Consider the following 18,190-nt stretch of genomic DNA (forward strand, 5'->3'; position numbering starts at 1 on the left):
ACCGGTCCCGGCTAGTATGTCGCCCGAAATCACGAAGATAGAGAGCGTCGAGTTCGCCTACGAGATCCCGGACGTGGGCACCGACGAGAACGGGTTCAACCTCGTCTACGAACCCGGAACGACGACCGAACGCAAACTGTTCGGCATCAAAATCTACACTGACGAGGGGATCACCGGCGAGTACGTCGGCGGCAACTCCCCCGGCGCCGCCCAGATCAACACCTTCGCCGACTACCTCGTCGGCAAAGACCCCCTCCAGCGGGAGAAACACTGGTCGGAGATCAAACGCGCCCTGCGCAAGTACGACCGGATGGGTATCGGCCCAATCGACATCGCGCTGTGGGACTACGCGGGCAAACGATACGACGCCCCCATCCACGAACTGCTGGGCACGTACCGCGAGCGCCTCCCCGCCTACGCGTCGACCTATCACGGTGACGACGCCGGCGGGCTGGACTCGCCGGAGGCGTTCGCCGACTTCGCCGAGGAGTGCCTGGAGATGGGCTACGGCGGCTTCAAGATCCACGGCTGGGGCGGCGGCGACGAACTCCGCAACCTCGACCGCGAGATCGCGGCGGTCCACGCCGTCGGCGAGCGCGTCGGCGACGAGATGGACCTGATGCACGACCCCGCCTGCGAGCTGGAGACGTTCGCCGACGCGCTCGAGCTGGGGCGCGCCCTCGACGAGGAAGGCTTCTTCTGGTACGAGGACCCGTACCGCGACGGCGGCATCTCCCAGCACGCCCACCGCAAACTCCGCCAGATGCTCGACACGCCGATTCTCCAGACCGAGCACGTCCGCGGGCTCGAACCCGCGACGGACTTCGTCGCCAACGAGGCCACGGACTTCGTGCGCGCGGACCCCGAGTACGACGGCGGTATCACCGGCGCGATGAAGCGCGCCAAAGTAGCGGAAGGATTCGGCATCGACGTCGAGTTCCACGCGCCCGGGCCCGCACAGCGACACTGCATCGCCGCCGCGCGCAACGCCAACTACTACGAACTCGCCCTCGTCCACCCCGAGGCGCCCAACACCCAGCCGCCGGTCTACGAGGGCGACTACTCCGACATGATCGACACCGTCGACGAGAACGGCACCGTCCCCGTCCCCGACGGCCCTGGCCTCGGCGTCGAGTACGAATGGGACTACATCGAGCGCAACGCGACGGGCAGCGTCCACGTCTACGAGTGAACCGTCTCGGTCCCGCGTAGAGACGAACTACCAAGGGGACTTGTCCCGTAGCGAGCGGTATGACACCGTATCGCGCAGGCATCGTCGGCACCGGCGGCATCGCCGGGATGGGCATCCTGGGGATGCACGAGGAGGACGAACTCGGCCAGCAGAAGGTCGAGGCGAGCCACGCGGGCGGCTACGACGCGACGGACGGGATAGAACTCGTCGCCGTCGCGGACGTGGACGAGGAGAAGCTCCGGCGCTTCGGTGACGTCTGGGGAATTCCCCAGGAACGGCAGTACGTCGGTCACGAGGCGATGCTCGCGTCCGAGGACCTCGACGTCGTCTCCGTCTGTACTCCCTCCTTCCTCCACCACGACCACGTCGTCGACGCGGCCCGTTCGGCCGCCGACCCGGCCGTCGTCTGGTGCGAGAAACCCATCGCCGCCGCTGTCGCCGACGCCGAAGAGATGGTCGCCGCCTGTGAGGAGACCGACACGGCGTTGCTCGTCAACCACTCGTTCCGGTTCACCGAGAAACTCCAGCGGCTCCGTGAACTGGTCCAGGAGGAGGGGATTCTGGGCGAGGTTCACTCGGTCACCACCCAGTTCCGCATGGAACTCCTGCGAAACTCGACGCACCTGCTCGACACGCTCGTCTACCTGCTCGACGCCCGCGCCGACCAGGTGTCGGGGTACATCACCGGGGAGAACGAGGCGATCGACTCGCTCGGCGCCGACCGGGAGGTCGACGACGCCGGTGGCGGCGGGTTCGTCGTGATGGACGACGGCACCTTCGTCACCGTCGACTGCACCGTCCCGCGGGCCGACTCGTCGATGCTGCTGAACTTCGTGGGCAGCGAGGGCAAACTGTACGTGAACAACGACGACGGCGAGTGGCGCTACTGGCGACTGGAGGACGGCGACCACGTCGAGGCACCACTCCCGGGCATCGACGGCTCCTGGACCTGGGAGGACGACTACCAGCGGGCGTTCGCCAACGCCGCCCGCCACGTCGAGGAGCTGCTCGACGGAACGGCCACCAATCGGTCGACGGGGCGGGAGGCGACTCGCTCGCTGGAGATCATCGTCGGCTTCTACCTCTCACACTACACCGGCGGCCAGGTCGACGTTCCGCTCGAACGACCGCTCCGGGACGTCGAGATAACCTCCTGGTAGCCGCGGTTCCACGTGTCGGCGCCGCGTCCGGAAGCGCAGGGTTTCTTGGTCGAATGCGACAAGGACCGGCCATGGACGAACGACGACGCGAGTTCCTGGACGACCTGCTGGCGACGGCCAACCCCTCGGGGTACGAGACCGCCGGCCAGCGGGTCTGGATCGACTACGTGAGCGAGTACGCCGACGACGTCCGGACGGACGACTACGGCAACGCCGTGGCCGTCCTGAACGGCGACGGCGACAGCGAGGTCGCCTTCGCCGGCCACGGTGACGAGATCGGCTTCATCGTGCGTGACGTCACGGACGACGGCTTCGTCCGCATCGCTCGCATCGGCGGGTCGGACAAGACCGTCTCGCGCGGGCAGCACGTCACCGTCCACACCGACGACGGGCCGGTCTCCGGCGTGATCGGTCAGACGGCGATCCACCTCCGGGACCGCGACGACGACTCCGTGCCGGAGATCAGCGAACAGCACGTCGACGTCGGTGCGACGGACAGCGACGAGGCCGAGGCACTCCTCGACCGCGGCGACCCGATCACCCTCGACCAGTCGGTCACCGAGCTCGCGAACGGCCGCCTGGCCGCCCGCGGGATGGACAACCGCATCGGCACCTGGGCGGCCGCCGAGGGGTTGCGTCGTGCGAGCGAGCGTGGTACCGACGCGACGGTGTACGCCGTCTCCACGGTCCAGGAGGAGGTCGGCGTCCAGGGCGCCAAGATGGTCGGCTTCGACCTCGACCCCGACGCCGCCGTCGCGGTCGACGTCACCCACGCCACGGACACGCCCGACTCGCCCGGCAAGCACTCCTCCGGCGTCGAACTCGGCGGCGGTCCCGTCGTCGCCCGCGGCAGCGCGAACCACCCGGTCCTCGTCGAGGGGTTCCGCGAGGCGGCCGACGGCGACGACATCGACGTCCAGTTGCAGGCGACGGGGAGCCGGACCGGGACCGACGCGGACGCCTTCTACACCTCCCGCGGCGGCATCCCCTCGCTCAACCTCGGCCTGCCGAACCGGTACATGCACACCCCCGTCGAGGTGATCGACCCCGACGATCTCGACGCGGTCGCGGATCTGCTTGCCGGCTTCGCGGTGCGAGCCGAGGAATTCGCCCCATTTAGCGTCTCGATATAGGAGTGCAAGCGGTACGTTTATGCACGAGTCGCCAGCCCGTTAGTGGTATGAGTGGAAGACCGCTCGACGTGCTGGAGGCGTCGCTGGGCGAGACCGTCACAGTGTCACTCAAGGACGGCGAGGTATTCGAAGGCGAGCTCTCGGGATACGACCAGCACATGAACCTGGTCATCGAGGGCGAAGACACAACGATTATACGCGGCGACAACGTCGTTTCCATCAACACATGACTGGCGCAGGAACTCCGAGTCAGGGCAAGAAGAACACGACCACGCACGTCAAGTGTCGCCGCTGTGGCGAGAAATCCTACCACTCGAAGAAGGGCGTCTGTGCGTCCTGCGGCTTCGGGAAGTCCGCGAAGCGCCGAGACTACGCCTGGCAGAGCAAGTCCGGCGAATAGCTCCACACTATGCACGAAAAGTGCGGCGTCGTCGGCATCGCACTTGACGACCGAGACGCCGCCCGACCTCTCTACTACTCTCTGTACGCCCTCCAGCACCGCGGCCAGGAGTCGGCGGGCATCATCACCCACGACGGGTTCCAGCAGCACGACCACGTCGAGATGGGGCTCGTCGGGGACGCGTTCGCACCCGACGACCTGGCGTCGCTGAACGGCGCCAACGGCATCGGTCACGTCCGCTATCCCACCGCAGGGAGCGTCGACTCCTCGTGTGCCCAGCCCTTCTCCGTCTCGTTCAAGTCCGGCTCGCTCGGGCTCTCGCACAACGGGAACCTCGTCAACGCCGGCGAGATTCGCGAGGAACTCGCGGAACTGGGCCACGCGTTCACGAGCGACGGCGACACGGAAGTCATCGCCCACGACCTGGCGCGCAACCTCCTCGAGGCCGACCTCGTCCGTGCGGTCAAGCGGACGATGTCCCGGATCCACGGCTCGTACTCGCTGACCATCATGCACGACGAGACCGTGATGGGCGTGCGCGACCCCGAGGGCAATCGCCCGCTCTGTATCGGCGAACTGAAGGACGGCTACGTGCTCGCCTCCGAGTCCGCCGCGATCGACACCCTCGACGGAGAACTCGTCCGGGACGTCCGACCGGGCGAACTCGTCGTCCTCCACGACGACGGGTCGGGCTACGACACCTACCAGCTCATCGAGCAGGAGAACACGGCCCACTGCTTCTTCGAACACGTCTACTTCGCGCGGCCGGACTCCACCATCGACGAGAAGCTGGTGTACGACGTCCGGCGGGAGCTGGGCCGGTCGCTCTGGGAGGAATCGGGCATCGAATCCGACGTCGTCCTGCCCGTGCCCGACTCCGGGCGCGCGTTCGCCTCGGGCTACGCCGAGGCGGCCCAGGACGCCGGCAGAGACATCGAGTTCGCCGAGGGACTGATGAAGAACCGGTACGTCGGCCGGACGTTCATCATGCCGACCCAGGACGAGCGCGAGCGGGCCGTCCGGCTGAAGCTCAACCCGATCAAGTCCACCATCGAGGGGCGAACCGTCACTATCATCGACGACTCCATCGTCCGCGGCACCACCTCCAACCAGCTCGTCGAACTGCTCAGGGACGCCGGGGCCGAGGCCGTCCACGTCCGCATCGGCGCACCGAAGATCCTGGCACCCTGTTACATGGGCATCGACATGGCGACCCGCGAGGAACTGATCGGCGCCGAGAAAGGGGTCGACGAGATACGCGAGGAGATCGGTGCCGACTCGCTGTCGTACCTCTCCATCGACGCCGTCGCAGGCGCCCTGGAGACGAGCGAGTCGGACCTCTGTCTCGGCTGTGTCACTGGCGAGTATCCCTACGAGATCGAGGGCGAGGAGACGGACCGGGACGTTCAGCGGCCAGTCATCGGCGGCGGTGAAGTCAGCGCCGACGATTAGATCGCTCCCGGACCAACACGTTCGGCGGGTGGACGTGCCCGACAGTGCGAAATTTTGAGTGGCCCGTCCCCGTCCCTTCGATCACATGAACCTCGAACTCGTGCTGGCGCTCCTGACCGGTCTGGTCGCCGGCGCACTGTTCCGAACGCTCCAGATCCCGATCCCGGCACCGCCGAACCTCGCCGGCATCCTCGGCATCGTCGGCATCTACCTGGGGTACAAACTCGTGGAGTGGGCCGACGTCGGCGTCGACCTGCTGGGAATGCTGAACGAGCTCGTCTAGTACCAGTCGAATTTCTCCCCGTCGAGAGCGAGCACGAGGCCGAGCGTGAGCGGGACGGCGGCGACGGTTACTGCACCGACGCCGGCCAGCATCGCGTCGAATCCGAAGACGCTCCGGATGTCGAGCACGAACGTCGTCGACAGCGCGACGAGCGTCGTGAATGAGGCCACCGCGCCGAAGCCGAAGGAGCTACGGGCGAGTTTTCGTCGTCCCGTGGTTCGATACCGGTCACGTTCGAGGGTGCGAAACACCGCGACGAGAACCGCAGTGAAACCGCCGAAGAAGACGAGACTCACGGCGACAGTGCCGAGCGCGACTGTACCGACCATGTCAACGGGGTCAGTATCGCACGTAATGAGCGTTCCGGCTCAGTAGACCACGTACAGGAGCAGGTAGACGACGATGCCCAGCGCGAAGGAGACGAGCCAGAGGACGGCCGCGACGCGGCCGACGCGGGGGTGGTTCGTGGCGGGGAGTTCGGCGACGGGATAACTGTAGGCGAGCAACAGGACGTAGTACAGCAGGGGGAGACAGACGATGGCCAGTCCCATGTGGACGACCAAGATCGGGAGGTAGAGGGACGTCTCGACCCACCCCGGGCCGGCGAAGTGGGTGGGGCCGACGAGCGAGACGCGGTAGAGGTAGAGCACCAGGAAGGCCAGGAAGAGGCCGAATCCGGTGAGCATCAGGCGGCGGTGGCGGTCGACGTTCCCTCGCTTGATCGCGCGTAGCCCAGACAGGACGACGACGATGGCGAGCGCACTGATCGCGGCGTTGACCGGCGGAATCGCGTCGAGGACGACCTCGGGTGCGCGGGGAAGGACCGCGGCCGGAACGTAGCCGCGGACGGCACCGACGACGAGGGCGAGCGACACGATCGTAAGCAGGGCAGTCAGCGACGGAATCCGGTCGCGGACCTGCAGCTCCATAGTGGGTGGTGGCCGTCGGGAGACAAGCCGGTTTCCTTCTCGGGATGGCCAGCGTTTTGTCCCGCGCGTCCCGACGGCCACCATGCTCGACACCGGCGAAGTCGCTCCCGAGTTCGAACTGACCGACCAGGAGGGCGAGCCCGTCGCCCTCTCGGATTACGCCGACCAGCGCGTCGTCCTCTACTTCTACCCGCGCGCCGACACACCCGGCTGTACGACCGAAGCCGCCGGCTTCCGCGACACCCTGGCTGAGTTCCAGGCACGAGACGTCGCGGTCCTGGGCATCAGCGACGACCCGGTCGCCGACCTGGCGGCGTTCGCCGAGGAGTACGACCTGTCCTTCCCGCTGCTCTCCGACGAGGACGGCGAGGTGGCCAGCGCCTACGACAGCTACGGCGAGAAGAACATGTTCGGCGACACCTTCGACGGCGTCTTCCGGAACACGTACGTCGTCGGGACGGACGGGACGATAACGCACGTCTACGAGGACGTCGACCCGGAAGGCCACGCCGAGGAACTCCTCGACGACCTGGACTGAACGGTCCGGGGTTTTCTCGAACCCTCAGTCCGACGGCTGGCGGCCGTTGCTACCGCGTGAACCAACGGTAGCGCCGGTGAGCGGCGCTATCGGTCTGTCGACGTCGGGATTGCACTCCCGGCAGGTCCACCTGATCGTTCGGTGCGTCATCGATTCTGATCGTTCGCTGTGGCGCCATACCTCCGACACGGTGGCACCGCAGTCGTCGCACTCTGGCATGTTACCTGTTATCACACACCGCCAGTATATACGTCCTTCCCTAAACGGCCATGAACCGGTTGGGAACGGCTGAATATCCCTAATACAATTGAAGGTCACGAAGGCAGCCCACCCCAGTGAGTCTCGGTACCTCGTCACAATAACGCACACAAATCCCCGGCCCGACGTTCGACGCATGCCGGACGCCTTCGGCCGCGCGATCCGCGACTGGGACCGGGACGAGCAGAACGAGCCGCTGCTGCAGCGCGACGGGGAGCAAGTCCTCGAACACCCCATCGAGGCGTTCTACTTCGGCGAGTTCGACGCCGAGAGCGACTACGGCTCCTGGCTCGAATTGTGGCTGGACGGGCCACTGCTGGATCTGGGTGCCGGCGCCGGCCGGGACGCGCTTCACTTTCAGGACCGCTTCGAGACGGTGGCTATCGAGGTCAGCGACCACCTCGTCGAGACGATGGCGTCCCGGGGCGTCGAGGACGCTCGGCGTGGGAACATGTTCGAACTCCGCGAGCAGTTCGAGGCAGGACGGTTCCAGTCGGCCCTCGCCCTCGGGACCCAGCTGTGCCTCGCGGGTTCCATGCAGGGCCTCCGGACGTTCCTCGCCGACCTCGCCCACGTCACGACGCCCGACGCCACCGCCGTCGTTCACAGCTACGACCCAGGTGCCGACGGCATCGAGGACCTGCTCGGATTTCGGGACGATCCGACGCCGGGCCTCGCTCATCGCGTTCAGTGGTTCGAGTACGAGGACGAGGTGGACGAGGCGCTCTACTTCAGACTGTTCAGCCCCGCCAAATTGCGCGAGGCAGCAGACGCTACTGGCTGGAAAGTGTGCGAGGTACGACGACCGTTCGACCCGGTCAGTTACCGGGCGGCGTTGGAAAAACGATAGTGGCGGGGCGGTCGCGGAAGCGGTGAAACGAGCAGACCGCGACCGAAGGTCGCCGAAAGATGCGCAGCATCTTTCGAGCCTTCGCTCACTCCGTTCGCGAAGACGCGGTTTCACTTCTCGCGAGGCGAAGCCGAGCGAGAAGGACGTTGGTAGCGTAGATTTTTACGACGAGAGGTGCCCACAGGGGCGCGAAGCGCCCCGAGGACACCCGAGGTGGTTCGAAAGAGCGCGGAGCGCTCTTTCGTCATCACGAGAGAGCGAAGCTCTCTCGAACGAAAGTAAAAAGGGACTACTGGAACGTCCGGCCGACCGTCTCCTCGTCGCCGATACCGGCCTCGTTGTGGTCGAAGCGCTTCTCGATCTCCTCGTAGCGCTCGCGGACCTCCTCGTCGACGCTGGGGCCGACCTCGTCGAGGGCGTGCTCGAAGTGGTCCATCGTGATACGAACGTTCGAGACCGTGTCACCGATCTCCTCGGGGTCGACGCTGTTGACGAACTCGCGGGTCGCGGCCATGGAGGCCTCGCGGGTGACGGCCTCGATGTCCGCGCCGACGTAGCCCTCGGTGCGACGGGCGAGCTGGTCGAGGTCGACGCCGTCGGCCAGGGGCTTGTTCCGGGTGTGGACCTGGAAGATGGCCCTGCGGGCCTCCTCGTCCGGCACCGGCACGTGGACGTGACGGTCCAGGCGACCGGGGCGGATGAGCGCCGAGTCGATGAGGTCGGGTCGGTTGGTCGTGGCGACCACGACGACGTCCTGCATCTCTTCGAGGCCGTCGAGCTCCGTCAGGAGCTGGGAGACGACGCGTTCGCCGACGCCCGAGTCCGTGCTCGTGCCACCACGTTCGGCGGCGATGGAGTCGATCTCGTCGAAGAAGATCACGGTCGGGGCGTTCTCGCGGGCCTTCTCGAAGACCTCGCGGACGCCCTTCTCGGACTCGCCGACGAACTTGTTCAGCAGTTCGGGCCCCTTCACGGAGATGAAGTTCGACTGGGCCTCGTTGGCGACGGCCTTGGCCAGGAGCGTCTTCCCGGTCCCCGGCGGGCCGTACAGCAGGACGCCCTTGGCGGCGTTGAGGTCCATCGCCTCGAACACGTCGGGGTACTCGAGTGGCCACTGGATCGTCTCGCGGAGGCGTTCCTTGGTGTCCTCCAGGCCACCGACGTCCTCCCAGGAGACGTCCGGGACCTCGACGAACACTTCGCGGAGCGCCGAGGGCGAGATGCCCTTCATCGCGTCCTTGAAGTCGTCCTCGCTGACCTCCAGCCGTTCCAGCACCTCGGCGTCTATCTCGTCCGATTCGAGGTCGAGTTCGGGCCGGATGCGACGGAGCGCGTTCATCGCGCTCTCTTTCGTCAGCTGTTCGAGGTCGGCGCCGACGAAGCCGTGGGTGCTCTCGGCGTACGCGTCGAGGTCGATCCCCTCGGCCAGAGGCATCCCGCGGGTGTGGACCTGCAGGACTTCCTTGCGGCCCTCCTTGTCCGGGACGCCGATCTCGATCTCGCGGTCGAAGCGGCCACCGCGGCGCAGCGCCGGGTCGATGGCGTCGACGCGATTGGTGGCGCCGATGACGATGACCTGTCCGCGCTCCTCGAGGCCGTCCATCAGCGAGAGCAGCTGTGCGACGACGCGGCGTTCCACGTCGCCCTGGGTCTCGCCGCGCTTGGGCGCGATGGAGTCGATCTCGTCGATGAAGACGATGGCGGGGGCGTTCTCCTCGGCCTCCTCGAAGACCTCGCGGAGCTGCTCTTCGGACTCCCCGTAGTACTTCGACATGATCTCCGGGCCGCTGATGGTCGTGAAGTACGCGTCGATCTCGTTGGCGACGGCCTTGGCCATCAGCGTCTTCCCGGTACCCGGCGGACCGTGGAGGAGCACGCCCTTCGGCGGCTCGATGCCGAGCTGCTGGAACAGCTCGGGGTGGCGCATCGGGAGCTCGATCATCTCGCGGACCTGTTCGAGTTCGTCGTCGAGGCCACCGATGTCCTCGTATGCGACGTCGGGCGTCTCGCGGTCACCGCCCCCGCCACCGCGACCGGGGCCGCCGCTGATCTGCTCGGCGGGCTGTTCGGAGACCTCGATGTCGGTCTGGTCCGTGACGACGACCGTCCCCTCGGGTTCGGTCTCGGCGATCTTGAGGGGAATCTTCTGTCCGCTCATGCTCGAGAGCGGGCCGAGGCCGAAGCTCACGGGCACGGTCTGTCCCTGCGTGACGGCCTGGCCGCTGAGGTTGTTGCGGATCATCGGGCCGACGTTGCCCCGGACGCGGAGGTTCTGGGGGAGGGCGACCGTCACGGCCTTGGCGACCTGGACGTCCGCCTTCTCGACGTTCACGTTGTCGTCGATGCCGACGTTGGCCTCCTGGCGGAGCTGGCCGTCGATGCGGACGACGCCCCGGCCCTCGTCCTCGGGGTAGCCGGGCCAGACGCGTGCGACGACGCGGTTCTCGCCGCCCTCGATGACGATGTAGTCACCGTTCTCCAGGTCCATCTCGTTCATCGCGCCCCGGTCGATGGCGGCGAGCCCACGACCGGCGTCCTTCTGCTTGAGTGGTTTGACAGTGAGTTTCATTAGTGGGCCTCCTCGGAGTCGCTCGTCACTTCGACAGTGAGGACCCCGTTTTTGATAAACGCTTGCGCGTCGCCTGCAGGGAGCGCCAGGTCGTACTGGTCGGACCCGGAGACGACGATGGCCGTCTCGTCGACGACGTCGACGGAGGCGTCACCGGCGACGCCGAGGTCTGCCGCGAGTACTCTCGTACCGTCGTCGTACTCGAATCGGCGCACCGGCGCGTCGTCGACGAGCTGCTGGTTTCCATTCATACTAACCAATAGTAAACACCGAGAGTATTTAAAGTTTGCGCCGCCGAACACCACCCGTTGTCGGGATCACGCGGAAGATGACTGAAAGCGGTTCACACCGATCGGTTCGACCGCCCGGCGCTTATCAGTGCTGCTTTCGAACGACAGGTATGGACACCGTCGCCCACGACGGCCGGACCACGGCGTTTCGCCGGACGAGCGGCGCCGGCGAATCGGTCGGTGACGCTACGATCCTCTACGTCCACGGCAGCGGCGCGACGCATCGCGCGTGGGCACACCAGTACGGCCCCGACGGACCTCGCCACCCGGCCGCTGCAGTCGACCTGAGCGGCCACGGCGACAGTGTGGACGTCGACACCGACCCCGGCCCGGAGACGCTCACAGCGTACGTTGCGGACGTCACGGCGGTTGCCAGGGAAACGAACGCCGACGTCTTCGTCGGGAACTCGCTCGGCGGCGCAGTCGTCCTCCAGGCCGTCCTCGACGGCGTGGTTTCACCGTCGGCACTCGTTCTCGCCGGAACGGGTGCGAGGCTCACCGTCCACGAGCACCTCCGGGAGTTACTCGCCCAGGACTTCGGGCGGGCCGTCGACTTCCTCCACGGCGACGACCGCCTGTTTCACGACGCGGGCGCAGAGACCGTCGAACGGTCGAAGGCGGAGATGCGGAACGTCGGTCAGCGGATTACCCGGCGGGACTTCCTGACCTGCCACGCGTTCGACGTCCGCGACAGGCTGGACAGAATCGGCGTTCCGACGCTCGCCGTCTGCGGCGAGTACGACCAGCTAACCCCGCCGGAGTACCACGAGTATCTGGCCGATAACGTGTGGAACGGGCAGTTCGAGACCGTCCCCGACGCGGCGCACCTGGCGATGGTCGAGCGACCGGACGAGTTCGACGAGGCGGTCGCAGACTTCCTCGACTCAGTAGAGGTCGTCTAGCTCGTCCTCGACGTAGCTGTGCTCGTCGGCCGGGAACTCCCCGCTCTCGACGGCGTCGAGGTAGTCGCCGACGGCGCGTTCCATCTCGCCGCGGACGTCGCCGAAGCGCTTCGAGAACGGCGCGGCGCCCTCCGTGAGTCCGACCACTTCGTCCACAGTCAGCACCTGTCCGTCGCAGTCCGGTCCAGCGCCGATGCCGATGGTGGGGATGTCGATGGCATCGGTGACGGCGGCGCCGAGGTTGGCCGGGACGTGTTCGAGGACGAGCGAGAACGCGCCCGCGTCCTCGTGCTCGCGCGCGAGGTCCAGTATCTCCTGGGCTGTCTCCTCCTCGGTCCCCTGCCGGAAGAGGCCGGTCTCGTTCTCGTGCTGGGGTGTCAGGCCGAGGTGGGCCTGAACGGGGACGCCGAGTTGTGTCAGCCGCCGCGTCAGGTCGACGGTGTGGGGGCCACACTCGAGTTTCACGCCGTCGGCCCCGGCCTCCTTGACCATCCGGCCGCAGTTCTCGATCGCCGCGGCCTCGTCCGCGCCGAACGAGAGGAAGGGCATGTCCGCCAGGACGAAGGCGTCCTCGACCACTCGGGCGACCGCTGCCGTCGCGCTGGCCATCTCGTCGACGGTCACCGGCAGCGTCGAGTCGTGGCCGAGGCGGAGGTTCCCCATCGAGTCGCCGACCAGGACGACGTCCGTCCCGGCCTCGTCGACGATTCTCGCGGTGGGCGCGTCGTAAGCTGTGAGCATCGTCACCGGCTCCTCGCCGGCCTTTGCCCGGATGTCTTTGGCCCGCATACCCCCGTCTGCGGCGGGCGACTGGTTAAACACTGTCATGGAACCGCGGCCGACGGGGCGCTCCGGCGACACGTGACGCGCCGACGCCATCCGTAACTGATTACCGCCGGAACGACGAGTGTGGCCGTATGCCCGAGCAGGTAGAGCGGACCGACCCAGAGGGCGTCGACTTCGGGTGGGTGATGCAGGTCACCTTCGTCGTGACGATACTGGTCGGTGCGCCGCTGGTCGCCGTGCTCTCGCTCGGGACGGAACTGCCGACCTGGGGTGCGCGCGCGGAGTTCGCCATCCGCGTCGGCGCCGTCGTCTGGTTTCTGACCGCCGCGAGCGCCTTCGGCTACGCGAAGAAGTACCAGGACTGAGGCTGCAGGTCCGGACCCGAAAATTTAGACGCGGTCCCGGACCCACTGGAAGTCCGTCCCGGCCCGTTCCGCCGTCGTCCTGTCGCTCTCCGAATCGCCGACGAACAGCGCCTGCGACGGCTCGCTACCGAGTTCCTCGACCGCGGCCAGCAGCGGTTCGGGGTCGGGCTTGAACGTCCCGACGGTGTCGCGACCGATCACGACGTCGACGTGGTCGGCCAGGTCGTGGCGGTCGAGCGCGCGCCGGCAGGCGTCCTCGCAGTTGAGCGAGACGACGCCGACGGGCACCTCGTGGGGCAGGTCCTCGGCGAGCGCCAGTATCGACGCCGTCTCCGCGCCGTCTCGCTCGTGGGCCGCGATGGCCTCCTCGACGATGTCCCGGTGACCGGTCTCGACGGAGCGTTCGAGCACGTCCCAGAGGTCGTGGCCGTCGGTGTCGATATCGTGGTCGGCCAGCGCCGCGTCCACGTCCCGGGCCACCGAGTCCCAGTCGACGTCGAGGCGCACGAGCGTCCCGTCCAGGTCGTAGACGACGGCGTCGTAGTCGGCTGCTGTCACGCCCGTGGATAGTCGGCGGGCCGTCAAATGAGCGTCGGTTAGCCGGCCCGCCTCACCGCCCGGGCTCCCGCCTGGATTCCCCGCCGGACCGCGTGGGCCGCTCAGTCCTCCAGTAGCTCCCTGGCGATTACGTTCCGCTGGATCTGGGTAGTCCCCTCGTAGATGGTCGTCACCTTCGCGTCGCGGTAGAACCGTTCGACGGGGAACTCGGAGACGTAGCCGTAGCCGCTGTGGATCTGGACGGCCTCGTTGCTGACGTCCATCGCACCCTCCGTCGCGAAGGACTTCGCCATACTCGCGAGGCCACGGGCGTTCTCGCCGGCGTCCATCGCCCGCGCGGCGTCCCAGGTGAGGAGGCGGCCGGCGCGGACCGTCGTCCACATCTCCGCGAGTTTGTGCCGGATACTCTGGATATCCGCGATGGGGCCGTCGAACTGCTCGCGGTCCTGCGCGTACTCCACTGCCTCGTCCAGGGCCGCCTGGGAAAGGCCGACGGACTGCGCAGCGATGCCGACGCGCCCGCCCGTGAGAATCGAGAGCGCCGCGGCCAGCCCGTCGCCCTCGTCGGTCAGCCGGTACCGTTCGGGAATCCTGACGCCGTCGAATGTCAGGCTCGTCGTGTCGCTCGCGCGCAGGCCGAGTTTGTCTTCCGGGTCGCCGACGGACAGCCCGTCCGTCTCCTTCGGGACGAGGAACTGCGTTATCGAATCGGGGTCGCCGGGGTCAGTCCTGGCGAAGACGACCAGCACGCCCGAGCGCTCCCCGTTCGTGATCCACTGCTTCTCGCCGTCGAGGACGTACTCGTCCCCGTCGCGCCGCGCGACGGTGCTCATCTCCCGCGGGTTCGACCCCGCGCCGGGTTCGGAGAGGGCGAACGCGCCGACCGGGCGGCCGTCGACCATCTCCGGGAGCCACTCCTCGCGCAGCTCCTCGTCGCCGAACTCCGCGACGCAGGAGGTGGCCAGACAGTGCACCGACAGCGCCGTCGCGACGGCGAGCGAGCCGTAGGCCACCTCCTCGTTGACGAGCGCGTACGTCCGCCGGTCGGCGTCGAAGCCGCCGTACTGTTCCGGCACCGTCAGTCCGGTCAGGTCCAACTCGGCGAGTGCGTCCCAGACGTCCTCGGGGAACCGCTCCTCCCGGTCGCACTCGGCGGCCGTCGGCCGTATCTCCTCGACGGCGACCTCGCGGACGGTCTCGCGTATCGCCGCCTGCTCGGGCGACAGATCCATAGCTGGCCTACGACGGCCTCCGCAAAAGGTGTGGGCCCGTCGAAACGGTCCGGGCCCGTGGAGGTACCGAGCTCGTCCGCCCGCTCAGGTATCTTCGGCGAGCTGAACGTCGAGGCGCTTCTCGAGCGCGCCGATGACGGAGCCGCCGACGCCGGCCTTGGTCGCGCGGCCCTGTTCGACGGCGAGCAGGTCCGACTCGTCGACGTCGATCTCGTCGGCAAGCTCCTGGGTCTGGAGGCCCGCGTCCTGGCGCGCCTCGGTCACGCGCTCGCCGTAGTCCCTGACGAGGTAGGGAAGCTGGTCGTCGTCGTAGTCCGCGCCGTCCTCCCAGTGGGAGCTGTCGGCCTGCTGGGCGTCGCGCATCCGCGCGGCGTTGCGGGCGGCGCGCCGGCGTCGGTCCGACTCGCTCCCGCTACCGGGCTGTCCGCCACTGGACTGTCCACCGCCCCCGCCGCCTCCGCCGCCCGAACGGCGCGACTGGGCGTCGTCGCCGTGGGTGACGCAGTCCGAACAGAGTTGCAGGGTCGCGCCGGCGACGGTCCCCGTCTGGAGATCGACGCCGTCCGCGCCACAGAGTTCGCAACTGTCGCTCTCGCTCCCACCGCCACTACCGGTGGAGTACTTGGCCATGGGCCGCTTTGGGTCCCGTGTCTATTTGAAACACGCGCTTCACGAGCGGGTGCGAACGAGTGCCGTCCGGACACGCAAACGAAAGCGCTTTTATCCAACCGTCGGATAGCACAGAGTGCAGAGAGACAGCGAGCGTGGGTAGCCAAGCCAGGCCAACGGCGCAGCGTTGAGGGCGCTGTCCCGTAGGGGTCCGCCGGTTCAAATCCGGTCCCACGCATCGCACGGCGGCACACCCGCCGAGAACGATGCAGGTGTTGTCCCTACCCGGGATCAGCACCCACGCACAATTCCTACCGACGCAAACTACAGACTGGCGAGACCATCGACAGAGGACGCTGTCCCGTAAGGGTCCGCCGGTGAGCAATCGCGCCAGCGATTGCGAACCCTGGAAGTCGCAGCCCGCGCAGGGCCGACGGCCCGAGCAGGAACGTCTTCGTCCGGTGAGCAATCGCGCCAGCGATTGCGAACGCCGTCACGAACCGGGTCACCAGCGTGGCGATTCGTACGAATGTTCCTCCCCCAGAGAATCACCAGTGATAATTCGAGGTAGTTGCGTACAGATTTGGCCTATACTGCCTATGACCGCATTCTCGAACCGATCTTCGCGCTACCCATCAAACCAGATCCGATAATCGGCCACAACGGTTTTAATCGTGCAGCCACCAGTTTTCGATAGGCACCATCCCGGTGCCACCCCACCCACCCACCCACCTTTCCTACTTTCGTCACTCGATAGCGCCAGCGGTGGTCGGCGATCGTTCGCACGAGTGTGCACGTACGAATGATGGCTCTCCGGGGAGCGACGGCGAACGGCGAGAAAAGTCGACGGCGGCGGCTCAGTAGGAGCGTTCCTTCGGCTCGTACTCCTTCCACTGGCTCTCCAGCAGGACGGGCTTGTAGTACAGTTCAGGGGTTCCGTCGTTCCAGGCGAGCATCGTGTGCTTGATCCAGTCCTCGTCGCGCCGTTCCTGATACTCCGCGCGCCAGTGGGCGCCGCGGAACTCGCGTCGGGCAAGCGCGCCCAGCGCGATGGCTTCGGCGACGTCGAGGACGTTGCGCGTCTCGATGGTGTGGATGAGGTCGGTGTTGTACGTGCGCGATGGGTCGGAGACGGAGACGTCCTCGTAGCGCTCGCGCGCGTGTCGGATGTCGCGCAGGGCCTCACGGAGGTTCTCCTCCTGGCGGAAGACGTTGACGTTGGCCGTCATCGACTCCTGGACCTCCGAGCGGACCTCGGCGTGGTTGAGGCCGTCGCCCTCCATCAGGTCCTCGATGCGCTGGCGCTCGCGCTCGATTGTGTGCTCGAGAACCTGGTCGGCGTCGACCACCGCCCCGTCGGCGGCGGCGTCCTCACCGCTCGCGCCGACCGCACCGGGTTCGACCGGCGGTTCGACGTCGCCGTCCTCGCTCTTGGCCGAGTAGCCGGTCTGGATTTCGGCCTCTTTCATGTCCCGGCCGGCGGCGTGGTGGCCGGCGCGGGCGCCGAAGACGAGCAGTTCGGGCAGGGCGTTTCCGCCGAGGCGGTTGGCGCCGTGGAGCGAGACGCAGGCGGTCTCGCCGGCGGCGTAGAGGCCGTCGATGCAGGTCTCGCCGTTCTCGTCGCACTCGACGCCGCCCATGGCGTAGTGCTGGCCGGGCTTGACCGGCATCGGCTCCTCGAGGCCGTCGACGCCCTCGAAGTCCTCCGCGAGGTGGAGGATGTTCTCCAGGCGGTCGAGGATGCGGTCCTCGCCGAGGTGGCGCATGTCGAGGTCGACGTACTCGTCCTCGATGCCCCGGCCCTCGTTGACTTCCGTCAGCTCGGCGCGGGCGACGACGTCGCGTGAGGCGAGTTCGCCGGCGTTGTTCGCGTAGCCGTACTCGTACATCAGGCGCTCGCCCTCGTCGTTGTAGAGGATGCCGCCCTCGCCGCGGACCCCCTCGGAGATGAGGACGCCCGTGCTCGGGAGCGTCGTCGGGTGGAACTGGATCATCTCCATGTCCTCCATCGGGACGCCGGCGCGGTAGGCCATCGCGGCGCCGTCGCCGGTGTTGGCGATGGCGTTCGTGGTGTGGTCGAAGGCCTGGCCCGGGCCGCCGGTGGCGAGGATGACGCCGTCGTTGGCGCGGAAGCCCTCGATCTCGCCAGTGGCGATCTCGTAGGCGACGACGCCGTGACACTGGCGGTCCTCGGGGTCGTCGTGGTCGGTGACGGCCAGGTTGGTGACGTACCACTCGTCGTACACCTCGATGCCGCGCTTGACGACCTGCTGGTACATCGTGTGCAGCATGTGGTGGCCGGTCTCGGCGCCGGCGTAGGTCGTCCGCGGGTGCGAGAGGCCGCCGAAGGGGCGCTGGGAGACGGTGCCGTCCTCCTCGCGGGAGAAGGGCATCCCCCAGTGTTCGAGGTTGATGACCTCTTCGGGGGCGTCCCGGGCGAAGGTGTCGACCGCGGGGGCGTCCGCGAGGTAGTCCGACCCCTTCATGGTGTCGTAGGCGTGCAGCTCCCAGGAGTCCTCCTCGTGGAGCGCCGCGTTGATACCGCCCTCGGCCGCGCCCGTGTGGCTCCGGACCGGGTGGAGTTTCGTCACGAGGGCGACGTCGGCGCCTTCCTCGTGAGCCGCGATCGCCGCACGGAGGCCGGCGCCGCCCGCGCCGACCACGATGACGTCGTGTTCGTACAT

The 18,190-nt window shown here is 67.4% G+C and carries 20 protein-coding genes and 1 tRNA gene; 12 read left to right on the plus strand and 9 right to left on the minus strand.

Annotated features, from left to right (window positions below; all coding sequences use genetic code 11):
- Positions 1 to 16 precede the first annotated feature (16 nt).
- The 7 genes from BM337_RS16560 to BM337_RS16590 all read left to right on the plus strand — a co-directional run bounded on the left by BM337_RS16560 (position 17) and on the right by BM337_RS16590 (position 5,620).
- Entirely contained in the window at positions 17 to 1,192 is a 1,176-nt protein-coding gene (locus tag BM337_RS16560; protein ID WP_089817943.1) for a mandelate racemase family protein, read from the plus strand.
- Positions 1,193 to 1,251: 59 nt separating this feature from the next.
- The gene (locus BM337_RS16565; protein ID WP_089817945.1) at positions 1,252 to 2,352 is read left to right on the plus strand and encodes a Gfo/Idh/MocA family protein; all 1,101 of its coding nucleotides are present in this window, start codon (positions 1,252 to 1,254) and stop codon (positions 2,350 to 2,352) included.
- A gap of 71 nt (positions 2,353 to 2,423) precedes the next feature.
- Complete coding sequence (locus tag BM337_RS16570; RefSeq protein WP_089817946.1) at positions 2,424 to 3,485, plus strand: M20/M25/M40 family metallo-hydrolase; 1,062 nt, start codon at positions 2,424 to 2,426, stop codon at positions 3,483 to 3,485.
- A gap of 47 nt (positions 3,486 to 3,532) precedes the next feature.
- The gene (locus tag BM337_RS16575) at positions 3,533 to 3,715 is read left to right on the plus strand and encodes an LSM domain-containing protein (protein WP_089817949.1); all 183 of its coding nucleotides are present in this window, start codon (positions 3,533 to 3,535) and stop codon (positions 3,713 to 3,715) included.
- Positions 3,712 to 3,885 (plus strand): 50S ribosomal protein L37e, encoded by a 174-nt coding sequence (locus BM337_RS16580; protein WP_089817951.1) that lies wholly within the window; start codon positions 3,712 to 3,714, stop codon positions 3,883 to 3,885. The genes BM337_RS16575 and BM337_RS16580 overlap by 4 nt, the downstream gene beginning before the upstream one ends.
- 9 nt (positions 3,886 to 3,894) lie before the next feature.
- Positions 3,895 to 5,337 carry an amidophosphoribosyltransferase gene (purF, locus tag BM337_RS16585; protein ID WP_089817953.1) on the plus strand — a complete coding sequence of 481 codons (1,443 nt, stop codon included), beginning with the start codon at positions 3,895 to 3,897 and terminating at the stop codon, positions 5,335 to 5,337.
- Between the two features lie 85 nt (positions 5,338 to 5,422).
- Positions 5,423 to 5,620, plus strand: a complete 198-nt coding sequence (locus BM337_RS16590; protein ID WP_089817955.1) for a XapX domain-containing protein — start codon at positions 5,423 to 5,425, stop codon at positions 5,618 to 5,620.
- Here BM337_RS16590 and BM337_RS16595 read toward each other — a convergent pair.
- Entirely contained in the window at positions 5,617 to 5,949 is a 333-nt protein-coding gene (locus tag BM337_RS16595; RefSeq protein ID WP_089817957.1) for a hypothetical protein, read from the minus strand. The genes BM337_RS16590 and BM337_RS16595 overlap by 4 nt on opposite strands.
- A 39-nt stretch (positions 5,950 to 5,988) precedes the next feature.
- Entirely contained in the window at positions 5,989 to 6,549 is a 561-nt protein-coding gene (locus BM337_RS16600) for a DUF420 domain-containing protein (protein WP_089817961.1), read from the minus strand.
- An 82-nt stretch (positions 6,550 to 6,631) separates the two neighbouring features.
- On the opposite strand from BM337_RS16600, the gene bcp reads away from it, so the two are divergent.
- Both bcp and BM337_RS16610 read left to right on the plus strand, forming a co-directional pair.
- A complete protein-coding gene (bcp, locus tag BM337_RS16605) occupies positions 6,632 to 7,087 on the plus strand; it encodes a thioredoxin-dependent thiol peroxidase (RefSeq protein ID WP_089817963.1) in 456 nt (151 codons plus the stop codon).
- A gap of 394 nt (positions 7,088 to 7,481) precedes the next feature.
- On the plus strand, positions 7,482 to 8,195 hold the full coding sequence (locus BM337_RS16610) for a class I SAM-dependent methyltransferase (RefSeq protein ID WP_089817965.1): 714 nt from the start codon (positions 7,482 to 7,484) through the stop codon (positions 8,193 to 8,195).
- Positions 8,196 to 8,484: 289 nt separating this feature from the next.
- On the opposite strand, the gene BM337_RS16615 is transcribed toward BM337_RS16610, so the two are convergent.
- The gene (locus tag BM337_RS16615) at positions 8,485 to 10,764 is read right to left on the minus strand and encodes a CDC48 family AAA ATPase (protein ID WP_089817967.1); all 2,280 of its coding nucleotides are present in this window, start codon (positions 10,762 to 10,764) and stop codon (positions 8,485 to 8,487) included.
- On the minus strand, positions 10,764 to 11,015 hold the full coding sequence (locus BM337_RS16620; RefSeq protein ID WP_089817969.1) for a DUF7127 family protein: 252 nt from the start codon (positions 11,013 to 11,015) through the stop codon (positions 10,764 to 10,766). Before BM337_RS16620 ends, BM337_RS16615 begins: the two co-directional genes overlap by 1 nt.
- A gap of 149 nt (positions 11,016 to 11,164) precedes the next feature.
- Here BM337_RS16620 and BM337_RS16625 point away from each other — a divergent pair, with 149 nt between their 5' ends.
- Positions 11,165 to 11,956 (plus strand): alpha/beta fold hydrolase, encoded by a 792-nt coding sequence (locus BM337_RS16625; RefSeq protein WP_089817971.1) that lies wholly within the window; start codon positions 11,165 to 11,167, stop codon positions 11,954 to 11,956.
- On the opposite strand, the gene panB is transcribed toward BM337_RS16625, so the two are convergent.
- A complete protein-coding gene (gene panB / locus BM337_RS16630) occupies positions 11,939 to 12,745 on the minus strand; it encodes a 3-methyl-2-oxobutanoate hydroxymethyltransferase (RefSeq protein WP_089817973.1) in 807 nt (268 codons plus the stop codon). The two genes, BM337_RS16625 and panB, sit on opposite strands and share 18 nt — an antisense overlap.
- Positions 12,746 to 12,873: 128 nt before the next feature.
- Between panB and BM337_RS16635 the strand changes: the two genes are divergently transcribed.
- Positions 12,874 to 13,107, plus strand: coding sequence for a DUF5822 domain-containing protein (locus tag BM337_RS16635; RefSeq protein ID WP_089817976.1), 234 nt, complete (start codon positions 12,874 to 12,876; stop codon positions 13,105 to 13,107).
- A 24-nt stretch (positions 13,108 to 13,131) separates the two neighbouring features.
- Here BM337_RS16635 and BM337_RS16640 read toward each other — a convergent pair whose 3' ends face one another.
- The 3 genes from BM337_RS16640 to BM337_RS16650 all read right to left on the minus strand — a co-directional run bounded on the left by BM337_RS16640 (position 13,132) and on the right by BM337_RS16650 (position 15,527).
- Positions 13,132 to 13,665, minus strand: a complete 534-nt coding sequence (locus BM337_RS16640) for an HAD family hydrolase (RefSeq protein WP_089817978.1) — start codon at positions 13,663 to 13,665, stop codon at positions 13,132 to 13,134.
- A 101-nt stretch (positions 13,666 to 13,766) separates the two neighbouring features.
- Complete coding sequence (locus tag BM337_RS16645; protein ID WP_089817980.1) at positions 13,767 to 14,897, minus strand: acyl-CoA dehydrogenase family protein; 1,131 nt, start codon at positions 14,895 to 14,897, stop codon at positions 13,767 to 13,769.
- Positions 14,898 to 14,981: 84 nt separating this feature from the next.
- The gene (locus tag BM337_RS16650) at positions 14,982 to 15,527 is read right to left on the minus strand and encodes a helix-turn-helix domain-containing protein (protein ID WP_089817982.1); all 546 of its coding nucleotides are present in this window, start codon (positions 15,525 to 15,527) and stop codon (positions 14,982 to 14,984) included.
- Between the two features lie 132 nt (positions 15,528 to 15,659).
- Here BM337_RS16650 and BM337_RS16655 point away from each other — a divergent pair.
- Positions 15,660 to 15,744 (plus strand) — tRNA-Leu (locus BM337_RS16655).
- Positions 15,745 to 16,363: 619 nt separating this feature from the next.
- Here the strand turns inward: BM337_RS16655 and BM337_RS16660 are convergent.
- Positions 16,364 to 18,190 (minus strand): FAD-binding protein, encoded by a 1,827-nt coding sequence (locus BM337_RS16660; protein WP_089817984.1) that lies wholly within the window; start codon positions 18,188 to 18,190, stop codon positions 16,364 to 16,366.

Source organism: Halomicrobium zhouii (assembly GCF_900114435.1).
Lineage (GTDB): Archaea > Halobacteriota > Halobacteria > Halobacteriales > Haloarculaceae > Halomicrobium > Halomicrobium zhouii.

Bases quoted from the DNA above. Each gene is read 5' to 3' on its own strand.
- BM337_RS16560 (WP_089817943.1), top strand. From the start codon at position 17: ATGTCGCCCGAAATCACGAAGATAGAGAGCGTCGAGTTCGCCTACGAG.
- BM337_RS16565 (WP_089817945.1), top strand. From the start codon at position 1,252: ATGACACCGTATCGCGCAGGCATCGTCGGCACCGGCGGCATCGCCGGG.
- BM337_RS16570 (WP_089817946.1), top strand. From the start codon at position 2,424: ATGGACGAACGACGACGCGAGTTCCTGGACGACCTGCTGGCGACGGCC.
- BM337_RS16575 (WP_089817949.1), top strand. From the start codon at position 3,533: ATGAGTGGAAGACCGCTCGACGTGCTGGAGGCGTCGCTGGGCGAGACC.
- BM337_RS16580 (WP_089817951.1), top strand. From the start codon at position 3,712: ATGACTGGCGCAGGAACTCCGAGTCAGGGCAAGAAGAACACGACCACG.
- purF (WP_089817953.1), top strand. From the start codon at position 3,895: ATGCACGAAAAGTGCGGCGTCGTCGGCATCGCACTTGACGACCGAGAC.
- BM337_RS16590 (WP_089817955.1), top strand. From the start codon at position 5,423: ATGAACCTCGAACTCGTGCTGGCGCTCCTGACCGGTCTGGTCGCCGGC.
- BM337_RS16595 (WP_089817957.1), bottom strand. From the start codon at position 5,949: ATGGTCGGTACAGTCGCGCTCGGCACTGTCGCCGTGAGTCTCGTCTTC.
- BM337_RS16600 (WP_089817961.1), bottom strand. From the start codon at position 6,549: ATGGAGCTGCAGGTCCGCGACCGGATTCCGTCGCTGACTGCCCTGCTT.
- bcp (WP_089817963.1), top strand. From the start codon at position 6,632: ATGCTCGACACCGGCGAAGTCGCTCCCGAGTTCGAACTGACCGACCAG.
- BM337_RS16610 (WP_089817965.1), top strand. From the start codon at position 7,482: ATGCCGGACGCCTTCGGCCGCGCGATCCGCGACTGGGACCGGGACGAG.
- BM337_RS16615 (WP_089817967.1), bottom strand. From the start codon at position 10,764: ATGAAACTCACTGTCAAACCACTCAAGCAGAAGGACGCCGGTCGTGGG.
- BM337_RS16620 (WP_089817969.1), bottom strand. From the start codon at position 11,015: ATGAATGGAAACCAGCAGCTCGTCGACGACGCGCCGGTGCGCCGATTC.
- BM337_RS16625 (WP_089817971.1), top strand. From the start codon at position 11,165: ATGGACACCGTCGCCCACGACGGCCGGACCACGGCGTTTCGCCGGACG.
- panB (WP_089817973.1), bottom strand. From the start codon at position 12,745: ATGCGGGCCAAAGACATCCGGGCAAAGGCCGGCGAGGAGCCGGTGACG.
- BM337_RS16635 (WP_089817976.1), top strand. From the start codon at position 12,874: ATGCCCGAGCAGGTAGAGCGGACCGACCCAGAGGGCGTCGACTTCGGG.
- BM337_RS16645 (WP_089817980.1), bottom strand. From the start codon at position 14,897: ATGGATCTGTCGCCCGAGCAGGCGGCGATACGCGAGACCGTCCGCGAG.
- BM337_RS16650 (WP_089817982.1), bottom strand. From the start codon at position 15,527: ATGGCCAAGTACTCCACCGGTAGTGGCGGTGGGAGCGAGAGCGACAGT.
- BM337_RS16660 (WP_089817984.1), bottom strand. From the start codon at position 18,190: ATGTACGAACACGACGTCATCGTGGTCGGCGCGGGCGGCGCCGGCCTC.